General features: G+C 45.2%; 14 protein-coding genes. 12 read left to right on the top strand and 2 right to left on the bottom strand.

The features are described 5' to 3' along the window. The first annotated feature begins 9 nt into the window (after nucleotides 1-9). Entirely contained in the window at nucleotides 10-762 is a 753-nt protein-coding gene (gene amrB / locus FN815_RS01650) for an AmmeMemoRadiSam system protein B (RefSeq protein ID WP_142452852.1), read from the top strand. A 361-nt stretch (nucleotides 763-1123) separates the two neighbouring features. On the opposite strand, the gene FN815_RS01645 is transcribed toward amrB, so the two are convergent. Beyond that, nucleotides 1124-1654, bottom strand: coding sequence for an RNA methyltransferase (locus FN815_RS01645; RefSeq protein WP_142452851.1), 531 nt, complete (start codon nucleotides 1652-1654; stop codon nucleotides 1124-1126). A gap of 147 nt (nucleotides 1655-1801) precedes the next feature. Here FN815_RS01645 and FN815_RS01640 point away from each other — a divergent pair, with 147 nt between their 5' ends. From FN815_RS01640 to FN815_RS01595, 10 genes are all read left to right on the top strand, one after another. Further along, a complete protein-coding gene (locus FN815_RS01640; RefSeq protein WP_142452850.1) occupies nucleotides 1802-3022 on the top strand; it encodes a TCR/Tet family MFS transporter in 1221 nt (406 codons plus the stop codon). A 382-nt stretch (nucleotides 3023-3404) separates the two neighbouring features. After that, the gene (locus FN815_RS01635; RefSeq protein ID WP_142452849.1) at nucleotides 3405-4259 is read left to right on the top strand and encodes a Rossmann-like and DUF2520 domain-containing protein; all 855 of its coding nucleotides are present in this window, start codon (nucleotides 3405-3407) and stop codon (nucleotides 4257-4259) included. After that, nucleotides 4256-4603 carry an MGMT family protein gene (locus FN815_RS01630; RefSeq protein WP_142452848.1) on the top strand — a complete coding sequence of 116 codons (348 nt, stop codon included), beginning with the start codon at nucleotides 4256-4258 and terminating at the stop codon, nucleotides 4601-4603. The genes FN815_RS01635 and FN815_RS01630 overlap by 4 nt, the downstream gene beginning before the upstream one ends. A gap of 448 nt (nucleotides 4604-5051) precedes the next feature. Continuing rightward, complete coding sequence (locus tag FN815_RS01625) at nucleotides 5052-5537, top strand: TlpA family protein disulfide reductase (RefSeq protein ID WP_142452847.1); 486 nt, start codon at nucleotides 5052-5054, stop codon at nucleotides 5535-5537. Continuing rightward, nucleotides 5538-6152, top strand: a complete 615-nt coding sequence (locus FN815_RS01620; protein ID WP_142452846.1) for a redoxin domain-containing protein — start codon at nucleotides 5538-5540, stop codon at nucleotides 6150-6152. Between the two features lie 104 nt (nucleotides 6153-6256). Beyond that, a complete protein-coding gene (locus FN815_RS01615) occupies nucleotides 6257-6646 on the top strand; it encodes a 6-pyruvoyl trahydropterin synthase family protein (RefSeq protein ID WP_142452845.1) in 390 nt (129 codons plus the stop codon). Beyond that, on the top strand, nucleotides 6639-7289 hold the full coding sequence (locus tag FN815_RS01610) for a 7-carboxy-7-deazaguanine synthase QueE (protein ID WP_142452844.1): 651 nt from the start codon (nucleotides 6639-6641) through the stop codon (nucleotides 7287-7289). The genes FN815_RS01615 and FN815_RS01610 overlap by 8 nt, the downstream gene beginning before the upstream one ends. Before the next feature lie 81 nt (nucleotides 7290-7370). Continuing rightward, nucleotides 7371-8084, top strand: a complete 714-nt coding sequence (locus FN815_RS01605) for an SDR family NAD(P)-dependent oxidoreductase (protein WP_142452843.1) — start codon at nucleotides 7371-7373, stop codon at nucleotides 8082-8084. A gap of 665 nt (nucleotides 8085-8749) precedes the next feature. Beyond that, a complete protein-coding gene (locus FN815_RS01600) occupies nucleotides 8750-10000 on the top strand; it encodes a M16 family metallopeptidase (RefSeq protein ID WP_142452842.1) in 1251 nt (416 codons plus the stop codon). 100 nt (nucleotides 10001-10100) lie between these two features. Next, nucleotides 10101-11594: an asparagine--tRNA ligase gene (locus FN815_RS01595; RefSeq protein WP_142452841.1), complete on the top strand. Its 1494-nt coding sequence runs from the start codon at nucleotides 10101-10103 to the stop codon at nucleotides 11592-11594. A gap of 1 nt (nucleotide 11595) precedes the next feature. Here FN815_RS01595 and FN815_RS01590 read toward each other — a convergent pair whose 3' ends face one another. After that, nucleotides 11596-12009 (bottom strand): hypothetical protein, encoded by a 414-nt coding sequence (locus FN815_RS01590; protein WP_142452840.1) that lies wholly within the window; start codon nucleotides 12007-12009, stop codon nucleotides 11596-11598. A gap of 57 nt (nucleotides 12010-12066) precedes the next feature. On the opposite strand from FN815_RS01590, the gene nei reads away from it, so the two are divergent. Further along, nucleotides 12067-12900: an endonuclease VIII gene (nei, locus tag FN815_RS01585; RefSeq protein WP_142452839.1), complete on the top strand. Its 834-nt coding sequence runs from the start codon at nucleotides 12067-12069 to the stop codon at nucleotides 12898-12900. Nucleotide 12901: the final 1 nt, after the last annotated feature.

The following is a 12901-nucleotide window of genomic DNA, read 5'->3' as shown; positions in this document are numbered from 1 at the left end:
ACTTTTATTATGAGTATACATACTATGAGCCGGGATGAACTTCGTCAAAAAGTTGAATCCGTCGGTTCTCCCAAACAGCAGGCGGGACAAGTGCGCATGCTCTTTGTACCCAACAAAATAGATCAGCAAAATTTTAAGGAACTCTGCACCACTTATAACACCGTACTGGGTGAGGAGTTTAACACCGCGGTTATCATTGAGTCGTACCAGGGCAAGCTGGAAAAGAAACTGGCCATGCCGTCGAATAAAACCTTTGAAACCCGTTTTGGTGAAGTCCCCGTCAATGACTTTTTACGGAATGAGTTCTGTGATGAAGAGGATGACTTCTTTATTGCCGATGAAGGCTACAGCGAGCAAATGAGTCTGTATCAGCACCTGCCCATACTGCAAGCCATCTTTGATGATTTTGATGTGGTAAGCCTCCAGATTGGTGATTACGATCCGGCCATTATCCGGGAACTGGCCCATACGCTGGATGAATTACTACTCTATAAAAATGCACTCATTGTTTTTTGTTGTGATGTGCCCGCTTCTAACCCGGAAGAGCTTGAAAAACTCCGCAAACTGGTACTCAACGAAAATGAAGCCGGCCTGCTGCATTACCTGAACAGCAATGAGAAAACCGTGAAAGGCGCAAGGGCGTTTATGAGCGGCATCCTGGTAGCCCGAGCCTGGAATTACGAGGTAGAGCTGCTGGATCATGTTGAATCTGCCACCCAGATTTGCGGTTATGCAAGATTTGCCCAACCGGAACCGGTGTAAAGGGTTTAGTTTTGAGGTATTAGGTATTAGGTGTTAGGTGTTAGGTGTTAGGTGTTAGGTGTTAGGTTCAAGTGGCAAGCGGCAAGGGTTTAGGTGTTAGAAATTGCAGATTTCAAATTGAAGATTAGAGATTTCATTAAAGTGAGCCTACTATTGGGAACTTTAGACTCGTTGCGAAGCTCTGGCTTCGCAATGCCTTCCGGGAAGCTCCAGCTTCCTGTTCAGTACATGCAAAAAATCACCTTGCAATGTAAATCCGCTAAATCAGCGCCATCTACGTTCAATTCCTAAGTTCAAATTGGCCGCATTTGTTATCCTTACACCGCTCCATTCAATCTTGAATCTTTAATCTTCAATTACATCAACCCTTCCAGCTTTTCACCAACACCGCATACAACATCACGCCCGCGGCTACTGATACATTCAGGGAATGCTTATAGCCGAATTGAGGGATGGCGGTAAAGATGTCAATCTCAGCTAACAGCTCATCATCAATGCCAGAAACTTCACTTCCCAATACAATACAGGTTTTTTTGGTGGATGGTATTTCAAGTTCAGGCAGAGGGATACTTTCTTCGGTTTGCTCCAAGCCTATGATGTGGTAGCCTTCTTCTTTTAGCCCAAGAATGGCATTTAAACCCGATTCCTCGTACCGCCAATCCATAAACTCTTCGGCACCAATCGCTGTTTTATTGATTTCGGGTCGGGGTGGAGTGGGAGAGTGCCCGGACAAAATCACTTCCGAAATGCCAAAGGCATCCGCACTGCGGAAAATGGCTCCTACATTATGCAAACTCCGGATGTTATGCACCAGTATTTTAAGCGATTGTAATGCTTTGGGAGCTTCACGGGCTAAATTTTCTTCCAGTATCTGTTTGGTAGTCAGTTTCAAGGCGTTAATTCTGTATCAGATTAATTTTTGAAAGGATAAAATAAGGCGATTTCGGAGAAATTCATTTATAGCAGCTTGCGATTTCTTACCTTCTCACTTCAATAATTTTATTATCAGCCGGAGCTATGACCGGCTTTAGATGTGGTCATGATTCAAAAGAGAAGCGCCTCTCTAATATTTATATTTATTACGGTTTTGGTGGATGTAATAGGCCTTGGAATCATCATTCCGGTGATGCCCGCCCTGATCATGGACCTAACCGGTGGCGGACTCAGCGAAGCCTCTCTCTATGCCGGATGGATTACCTTCGTATATGCTGCCACTCAATTTGTGTTTGCACCGGTAATTGGCGGCCTTAGTGATAAATACGGACGCCGGCCAGTATTACTATCATCACTGTTAGGCTTTGGTTTGAACTACATTTTACTGGGACTTGCGCCTACGATACTTTGGCTGTTCATAGCTCGTTTTCTCACCGGTATCACCGGGGCCAGCTTCACCACAGCCAGCGCGTACATCGCAGATATAAGTCCGCCCGAACGGCGTTCGCAGGATTTTGGATTGATTGGTGCTGCTTTTGGATTAGGATTTATTATAGGCCCCGCTTTAGGTGGCGTGTTGGGGGAATACGGGCCTCGGGTTCCTTTCTTTGTCTCTGCAGGAATTACTTTGCTGAACTTGTTGTACGGTTTTTTCATCCTGCCTGAATCCCTTCCTAAAGAAGATCGAAGACTTTTTGACTGGAAGCGAGCCAATCCCTTTGGAGCTTTCAAGCACTTACGCAAATATCCCAAAATATGGGGACTCGCGGTCGTGTTCTTTATGGTGCAGATTGCCAATCATGCTACCCAAAGTACCTGGACCTACTTTACCATGGAAAAATTTGGCTGGTCAGAGCTTACAGTCGGACTTTCCCTGGCGGTGGTTGGTGCATCGGTAGTGGCGGTACAGGGCGGCTTTACCCGGGTTGTCATCCCCAAAATTGGCAACAACCGCACGGTGTATGTTGGGTTGATGATGTATGTGCTTGGATTCCTCGGATTTGCCTTTGCATCGGAAGGGTGGATGATGTTTGCCGTGATTTTGCCATTTTGTATTGGAGGCTTGGCGACCCCGGCCGTACAGGGTATTGTCTCGAACGAAGTACCTTCCAACACCCAGGGCGAACTGCAGGGAGCTTTAACCAGCCTGATTAGCTTTTCAGCGATTTTTGGTCCACCCATGATGACCAACCTCTTCGGCTATTTCACCACCGATGCCGCACCATTTTATTTTCCCGGAGCGCCCTTCTTTTTGGCGGCACTTATAGTGATAGGGGCCATTGTGCAGTGTTTTCGGTATTTGTCTTTGAAGAAAGAAGCGGCGTAGCCAAGGTTTAGGGTTTGGTATAGATGTGCCGAAGCCCCGATAATCGGGGTAAAGCCGGGACAGAGTAGGGTCCCCGTTGGCTAAGGCTTCAAAGCTCGCATTCACCCATCGGTCAGACGGGCTTTGAGCCGTCCGACCGAGAACCCTGAGAATCACCCCATCCACAATCTGACGGCTGGCTTGCCTTTCCGCACCTCCAATCCTGCCCCGAATCCTCGGGAACGTTTGAGCGATAGCCAGGGGACAGTTACTAGCATTCAACCATCCATCACCCCGCTCTCTTCAATTCTTACAATTGTACCTTTAAAACCGAGCGAAATGATGGATTTCCTTAATAAATCTAATCCCTAAAAATCTCGTTGCAGAATGGTATTTTGGGGACATGAAAAACACAACAGTTAGTATCATTGGATTGGGACGAGTAGGTACGGCTTTTTTACGCGTGCTCAGTGAGCATGGATATGAGGTAACGTCCGTATTTAACCGCTCGGAGATAGATGAAGACTTAAGCCGTCAGTTTCCAGAAACGACTTTTTACACAGGACTCCCTACACGGGATGACCAAACAGGAAACCTGCTCATTATTTCGGTCACAGATGATGCCATTGAAGGAGTGGTAGAGCATTTAAAAAAGGAATATAAGTCCTTAGAGGAACTGCAAGTGGTCCATTGCTCGGGAACGCATACGTCCAACATTCTGAAGCCTTTGAAGGAAAAGGGAGCGGCCATCGCTTCTTTTCATCCTATCAAATCCATCACCCCAGAAACGAAAGATTTTAGTGGAACCTGGTTTGACATTGAAGGTGATGAAGAGCTTGAAGATGATCTTAGCTTAATTTGTAATGATATTGGAGCCCAATCATTTACCGTTTCTCCCGACACAAAACCTCTTTTGCATATATCGGCCGTGGTAGCCTCCAATTATCTGGTAGTGCTTGCCGGCTTGGCTTCACAAATCTCCTCGAAAGAAGTGTCAGAAGAGGTGCTGCTAAAAGCTCTGACGCCTTTAATGAGAAACACCCTGGATAACATCAATGAGCTGGGAACAGAAAAGGCATTAACCGGTCCGGTGGTCCGGGGCGATGTAGAAACGATCAAAGAACATCTTGATCTGTTAAAGTCTTCCCCGGAAGTACGGGATTTGTATAAGATGCTGGGTGCAGAGGCGCTCAATATCTCCCGCCGGGCGAATGGCGAAACTCCCGAATACGATAAAATAGAGGAGATGCTATCATGAGTTCTTCTGCAAAACCCAATGATTTTTACGAGCGGGTGTTTGAAGTGGTGGCCCAGATTCCAACCGGCAGGGTTACCTCATATGGCGCAATTGCCCAGTATCTGGGTGTGGCGTCCGGTGCTCGAATGGTTGGGTATGCGATGAACAACTACCGCAGTTATAATTTGGGCTATGAATTGCCCGCACACCGGGTGTTAAACCGGTTGGGGCAGCTAACGGGACGTGCTCATTTTGAAGGTGATACTATGCGCGAACGCCTGCAGCAGGAAGAGGTTGAGTTTGTTGATGAATACCAGGTGAATATGGAAAAGCATTTTTGGGATCCAGTGGAGCTAGAGGGATGATATTATTTAATAACTTAATAAATTATCCTCAGCCCAATTTTCGGTAAACCACAAATGCTTTCCAACTATCCGGGCGAAAATTTTCTCTACCTTAGCGGCGGTTTTCCTACCCATCAATCGTTCCTACGGAACGTTTACTTGATCCGTAGGATCAACCGGTAGGTAGCCCCGGATAAGCCACCGGCAGGAGGCGAAGTCCGGGGAGAAATGCACCAAAGTCTTCACAAAACCTCCGCCCGTATAATAACAGGGATAAATTGTCTTTCGGAGGTTGGGCAAATTATTTAACTGTGATATTTATGATGTGTTTGTTGCACTGAGATGTATACTGAATTTAATTATCATAGTACATCCCAAAAATCACAGCTATCACAGTTAAGAACGAGAAGATATCCGGCATGATAATCACGATGTTAGTTGTTATAATGTATTCAAACATCAAATACCTATGAAATCACTTGCCTTATTACTTAGCCTGCTTTTATCTGTCTTAACGGTTCCATCTGATCAAATTTTGGTGGATGCGACCGCCGATGAAATCTTGCAAAAAGTGGAACAATACGAAGGGGAGAAACCCGTTTTGGTAAACTTCTGGGCTACCTGGTGCGCGCCCTGTATCGAGGAGTTTCCGTATATCTTATCGCTAAAAGAAAAATACGAAGGTGAGTTTGAACTGATCTTTGTGTCCGGTGATTTCGAAGAAGCACGCGATGATGCCGAGGCTTTTTTGAAAGAACAAGGGGTGGATTTCGAAACTTACTTTAAAGTGGGGAAAGATCATGAGTTCATTACCACCATCTCGGATAAATGGACAGGTGCACTTCCCTTCACCATTGTGTATAATAGGGCAGGCGAGGTTTCTGCTTCCTGGGAAGGAAAAGAGGACCTGGAAACTTTTGAATCTGAATTATTGAAGGTTATAAACGAGGAATAAATGATGAGGATCTTTAAAAAAACGGTATTACCGCTATTGGCATTAATGATTTTTTCGGCGATGCCACTACAGGCTCAAAAGGCCTTAAGCATTGGAGCTAAAGCTCCTGAGATAAACCGTAGTGTTGAGGATATCTCAGGACGCAGTTTAACGTTGCAAGGAGTTGCCGGCAGTAATGGATTATTGGTGATTTTTTCCTGCAATACCTGTCCCTGGGTGGCCAAGTGGGAAGACCGCTACCCGGTACTACACCGCATTGCTACAGCTAATAACGTAGGCATGATTGCATTGAACCCAAACGAACGTATCCGTGACCGGGGGGAATCTTTGGAAGACATGGACAAAAGGGCTCAAAAACAGGATTACAATTTCTATTATGCTTTAGATAAAGATCACATCATTGCTGATGCATTTGGCGCTACGCGCACACCTGAGGTGTTTTTGTTTGATAGCAACCTCAATCTGGTGTACCACGGGGCCATTGATGACAACGCCAATGATGCACAGGCCGTGCAGGAACGGTATGCTATAGATGCACTTAACGCATTGATAGCCGGTGAGCAAATTTCTAAGAAAGAAACCAAATCACTGGGATGCACGATTAAGCGAAATTGAGTAATTGTATTTAAAAACCCGTAATTTTGAGCCACGCCACCGACGTGGCTTTTTTTATTGAATGATGTTATCACCCGAGAGGACATCGAAACCAACTATTACGAATGCCAACCTGGACTTTACATACTGAATTTAAATTTGATGCCGCACACTTCATTGACGGCTACGACGGCAAATGCGGACGCATGCACGGCCACAGCTATAAAGTGAAAATGACGGCGAAATCACACAAACTAAATCCCTCTAAATATTTAAAGAGTGATGATATGGTTTGTGATTTCAAAGAGTTGAAGTGGGCCGCCAAAGATTCCAAAAAAGGCGGATTTGACCACGGCGTGTTAAATGAACTGATGCCGGATAATACCACGGCCGAACGCATCGCCGAATATATTCACAAAGAAACTAAAAACCGCATTCCCGAAGGCATCGATCTTACGGTGACCGTTTGGGAAACCGACAACAGTTGGGTAGAATACACCGATCAGGATGTTTAAAACCGACGAACAAGCCGATTTATTAACGGACCTGGACCAGGCGATGGAGACCGAATATCCCATCGTTGAGCATTTCTATACCATCCAGGGAGAGGGGGCACACACTGGTCGCGCTTCGTACTTTATTCGTACGGCCGGCTGTGATGTAAACTGCTGGTGGTGTGATGTGAAGGAAAGCTGGGAGGAAGAAGGCCATCCCAAAATGAAAGTCAAAGATCTGGTACAGCTTGCCAAAGAAAGCGGCGCTCCTTTTGTGGTAATTACCGGCGGCGAACCATTGCTCCACGATTTATTACCGCTGACCTTAGGATTGAAATCAGAAGGACTGCAAGTGCATATTGAAACCAGTGGTTCGTCGCCATTATCTGGTCAGCTTGATTGGATTACACTATCCCCAAAGCGTTTCAAAAAGCCTACTGAAGAGGTTTTTGCCTATGTGGATGAGCTGAAAGTAGTGGTGCTTACCAATAAAGATTTGAAGTGGGCGGAGGACAATGCCGCTAAATGTCCCGACGGCACCCGCTTGCTGTTACAGCCGGAGTGGGATACCCCCAAATCCATCGAATTGATTGTGGATTATGTGAAAGAAAATCCGGAATGGGGCATAAGTCTGCAGACGCACAAGTTTTTGAAGGTGCCTTAAGTTAGATTGGATTGAACTGATCTGGACTAAGATCAGTTTTTGGGGCAAACAGGATAAAATTAACTTTCAAATCAAAGAATTATGGCTTTCGAAGACTCATCAGTGATTATAACCGGCGGCAGTAAAGGAATTGGTTTTTCAATGGCCTCGGTGTTTGCACGTAATACCGATCGTCCAATCGTAATCCTGGCCCGGGATGAAGAAGAATTAAAAGAAGCCCGGGAGAAATTATTGGAAGAAGGGGCTTCAAAAGTAGATACAATATCTGCTGATCTCACCAATGAAAATGCTTTTGATGAGATTGATTTTGGACAGTACAATCCCGGTATTTTGATCAATAATGCCGGCTCTTTTCTGTTTAAGGAACTAAAGGAGACTACCGTTGAAGAATTCAACGGGCAGTATAAGCTGAACGCTTTTGGGGCCTTCAATATCACCCAAAAAGTACTGCCGGAATTACAAAAGCTGGAACGTTCGCTCATTGTAAATATTAGTTCAATGGGGGGATTACAGGGCTTAAGTGGCAGCGGGGCTTACGCTATGTCAAAGCACGCTTTGCTGGGATATACGCGCTCGCTGCGTAAAGAATTCAGAGATTCTGATGTGGCCGTTACAGCTATCAATCTCGGACAAACCTATTCCACTTCCTGGCATGAGGTGGATATTGATCCGGATAAGCTCATCGATCCTGAAGATGTAGGTCGGCTTATTATTTCGTTATCCAAAATGAGTCCACGAACCGTTGCTGAAGAAATTACACTTGCACCTCAGGGCGGGCCTGTTTCACCGATGTAAGAGGCCATGGCAACATCTCACATCCCTCTGCTTTCGAGCTAAAGCTCTCAACCGGTCTCCCTTCAAAGGGAGAATTATCTAATTTATACATTTTCTTTAGTGGCAACTTAGGAAGTTAAAACTTGATGAGGTTGGAGAAAAAAGAAAATCCCTCTTGGAAGAGGGACCGAAAATGAGCTTTGCTCATTTGCAGAGAGATGTGAAATGTCGTGTAGGCCTGATTTTTTAATTTCATCATCGGTACAACTTTCTCATTTCGACCGTAACTCGCGAACCGGAAGGTCAGGCAATGCGTTCTTAACAAGGATATTGGGAACCAGCACAAGCCATATATTGACGATAACAATCCTTTTTGAACCAAGATTACCTGGATTCTTCAGGATGTACAGGATTGAAAACAAAGAGTGAATCTCTCTTTCAATAAAGTAGCAATTTCAGTAACTGAGTGAGCACTATTTGAAATGTATTATCCAATGATTCTCCCTTTGAAGGAAGTACGGCTTTAGCCGGGAGGGATGTGAGATGTTGGGAAAGCATCGATAGCTGGAGAAGCAAAATGTCTTCGCATTTCGATACAAAACATTTTCATACCAAAGCTGTTTCTCCCATTCACACTTTGTATATTTAGCCGCTAATTTGAGAGGCGTTATTCAAACTAATTTTATATGCAAGATTTTAAAGAAATTGACTTTGTAAACAAGAGCACACTTCCCAACGGTATCCGGATTGTAACGGAACATATCGACAGCGTGAAAAGCGTGTCGGTTGGCATCTGGGTGAAAACCGGAGGACGACATGAGAGGGCCAAACAGGCTGGTATCACACACTTCCTGGAACACATGCTGTTTAAGGGAACCGATAAGCGTTCTTCCTATGATATTGCGCTGAGTATGGAATCGGTTGGAGGCTACCTGAACGCATTCACTTCTTCCGAATACACCTGCTACTACGCCCGTTGCGTGAATACACAGCTGCACCGTGCGCTTGATGTGCTCTCTGATATGGTGTTAAATCCATCTTTTCCCGAAGAAGAAGTACAAAAGGAAAAGAAAGTGGTGATCGAGGAAATGAAAATGTACCGCGACTCCCCGGATGATTACCTCTTTGAAGAGTTTAACAGCAAGATTTTCGACGGACACGAATTAGGTCGCCCTGTGCTTGGTTATGAGGATACCGTTTCCGACTTCAGTCGCCAAGATCTTTATGACTATATGAGTGACCGCTACTATCCCGGAAACCTGCTTATATCCGTGGCCGGTAATGTGGATCACGAGAATGTGGTTAAAGAGGTAAAAGACTATTTTGAAAAGCTGGAGGCTAAAAATCCCAAAGAAGACGAACAGCCACTTCCAGCATTCAAGAAGGAAGATCTGAAGCTTACCAAGGCTATTGAGCAAACGCATTATATTTATGGCCGTCGTGGACTCAATTTTGATCATGATGATAAGTATCGCCTGTTACTTGCCAACACCGTATTGGGAGGAGGGATGAGCTCTCGCCTGCACCAAAACGTGCGCGAAAAATACGGCTACTGCTATTCCATTCAGACTTTCAATCAATCCTACACCGATACCGGCATGTGGGGTGTGTATGTGGGCACCGACAAAGAATATGTGGATCACGTGCGTGAACTCATCAAAAAAGAACTTAAGCAAATGCAGGAAGAGCCGGTTCCTAAAAAAGAACTGGACGAGGCCAAAGCGCAGCTCAAAGGGAAGTTGTTGCTTTCTCAGGAAAGCACCAGCAACCGCATGATGCGCCTGGCCAAAAGTGAATTATATTTCGGACGTTTCGTAACTTTGGATGAGTTGGTAGAGAACATCGACTCTGTTTCCGCTGAAGACATTCAGAATTTCGCCAAAGAGTTCTTCAACGACGAAGACTTTATGGAAGCCATCTTATTACCAGAGGAATAGGTTCAAGCGACAAGGCGCGAGGTTCAAGAGATACTTGAACCTTGAACCTAATACCTAACACCTTTTTTAATATTCAGAATTTAACATTTCAAAATTTCCAATGACTTACATCAAACATCTTAAAGACCATGTTGACCAAGAAATAACCCTGAAAGGCTGGGTGTATAATTATCGCAGTAGCGGCAGCCTGGTTTTTGTGGAGATGAGAGACGGAACCGGCCTCACGCAATGTGTGGTAGCCAAGGATGATGTCTCGGAAGAAGCATGGGAGGGAGCTACCTCGTTAAAACAGGAAAGCTCGCTGGAGGTTACCGGAAAGGTTAAAGAAGACGAGCGCAGTATCGGCGGGTACGAGATTCACGTTTCGGATGTGAAAGTAGTGCAGATTGCGGAGAACTATCCCATCACCCCAAAAGAGCATGGGGTAGAGTTTTTGATGAATAACCGCCACCTGTGGCTTCGAAGTCAACGCCAGTGGGCGGCCATGCGGGTTCGGAATGAAATTATTTATGCCATTCATAATTTCTTCCAGGGGCGTGATTTTGTACAGATGGATTCTCCCATTTTTACCGGCAATGCCGCTGAGGGGAGTACCACACTTTTTGAAACCGATTATTTTGAAGATAAAGCCTATCTGGCTCAAACCGGTCAGTTGTACGGTGAAGCCATGGCGATGGCACATGGATTGATTTACACGTTCGGGCCTACCTTCCGTGCGGAGAAATCCAAGACACGCCGTCATCTTACAGAATTCTGGATGATTGAGCCGGAGATGGCTTATTACGATCTGGAAATGAACATGGACCTTGCTGAAGATATGATCAAAGCCATTGTGAAAGCCGTGCTCGAGAATCGTCAAAAAGAGCTGGAGATTCTGGAAAGAGATGCCTCCGTTCTGGAAAAAGTAGTAAGTGATTCTTTCGAGCGGATGACATATACCGAAGCGGTCGATATCCTTAAAAGCGACGAAACGGCGCAAATGCTGGATGACATGGCAGAAAGCCGTCGGCAGGAAAAAATGGATCTGGAGAAGGAAGAAGAGAAAATTAAGAAAGAACGTGGCTCTGCCAAGAAATGGCGTAAGGCTCAAATTGATCAGCGTATCAAAGATATTTCTGCCCGGGTGGATCAGATTGAAGAAGACCTGAGAAACATTCCCACCTGGAAGGAATCAGCTAGAAACTTTGAATGGGGCAATGATTTTGGCGGAAGTGATGAAACGGTACTCATGAAACAGTTCGATGTGCCATTGATTGTAACTCACTGGCCTGCAGAAATTAAAGCCTTTTACATGAAGCGGGATGAAACGGATAAACTCGCCCTGGGTATGGACATCCTTGCTCCGGAAGGTTACGGGGAAATCGTTGGCGGAAGTCAGCGTGAGGATGATTTGGAGACCCTGAAAGAACGCATCGAAGAAGAAGAGCTGGATCAGGAAGTATTTGAGTGGTACCTGGATTTACGTCGCTTCGGCAGCGTTCCTCACTCCGGATACGGACTTGGACTTGAGCGAACGGTTTCCTGGTTATGCGGACTTTCTCATGTTCGTGAGACGGTACCATTCCCACGCATGATGGGACGTTTACATCCCTGATTTATTCTGTATTGCGGTCAACCTGAGTGGCAATTTGATCCTGGCGGGTGTAAAGCATCCATGCCAGGAATACTCCCAAGAGATGCAAGCCAATAGCGCTTAAAAAATACCAAAGTGGTTCCTGCCCCCAGGAATTGGTCATCTCAAAAAGCCTCCAGAGCACTAAAACTCCGGCGAATGATATCGCATGTTTGCCGGGGTTTTGATTCAGGATAGTTAACACCAACATGCTTACCAGCCACGTACTCACCAATACCGACAAAAGGATGACTACAATCCAGATATTAGCCGGTAAGTGGGAAACACCATAAAAATGGAAATCAGTGCGATGGTAAAATAGAATTATAAGCCGGGCAAATCCTTCAAAAAACAAGAAACCGATCAGCCCGATTAAGTAAATAAAAAGCTTTTTCATTGAACGGAATTTTTGCAAGGATTGTATGGACTTCCTAACCCTAAACCAAATATTGATATGCCAGAAGGACCAGAGATTTGGCGAGCAGCCGATACCATTAAAGACGCAATTACAGGAAAGAAAGCTGAGTCGGTTTTTTTCGCTTTTGAGGAATTGAAACCATATGAAGAAAAGCTAAAAGGGCTTAAGGTAGAATCGGTAACGCCCCGGGGAAAGGCCATTCTCACCTCTTTTGAGGGTGATTTGAATATCTATTCCCATAATCAGTTGTATGGCAAATGGATTGTAAGTGAAGATGGGGAAGAGCCGGATAATAATCGAAGCTTGCGCCTGGCTATCCATACCGGGGAGGAAGCTGCATTTCTCTATTCTGCTTCTGAGATTGAAATTCTGAAAGATGATGAGGTGGAGCAGCACTCCTATATTCAAAAACTGGGTCCGGATGTGGTTCATCCTGACACTACCTATGAGCAAGTGTTACAGCAGTATCAAAGTGATGACTTCAAAAACCGCAAGCTGGCGACTTTGCTTTTGGATCAAGGCTTTTTAAGCGGATTGGGTAATTATCTGCGCAGTGAGATTATGTTCTGCGCAGGGATTCATCCGGATTATCGGCCGGTTGACTGTAGGGAAGAACAAATCAAAAAACTGGCTAAATACTCACTGGAACTACCCAGGAGATCATACGAGACCAAAGGCCTTGTTACTTCTGATGACTTGATTGAAGCCCTGAAGAGGGAGGGAGCCACGAGAAAAGAATACCGGTTTTATGTGTACGGCCGGGAAGGAAAACCCTGTTATAAATGTGGCCGGGACATCAAAGTAAAGAAAACCGGCGGTAGAAAAATCTACTACTGTGAGAACGAACAAAGCGCAAATGATAAAGACTAAA

The sequence above is a fragment of the Gracilimonas mengyeensis genome, assembly GCF_900182705.1.
GTDB lineage: Bacteria > Bacteroidota > Rhodothermia > Balneolales > Balneolaceae > Gracilimonas > Gracilimonas mengyeensis.
Note: the sequence above shows the minus strand (reverse complement) of the source record. Positions and strands in the feature narration are given on the sequence as shown.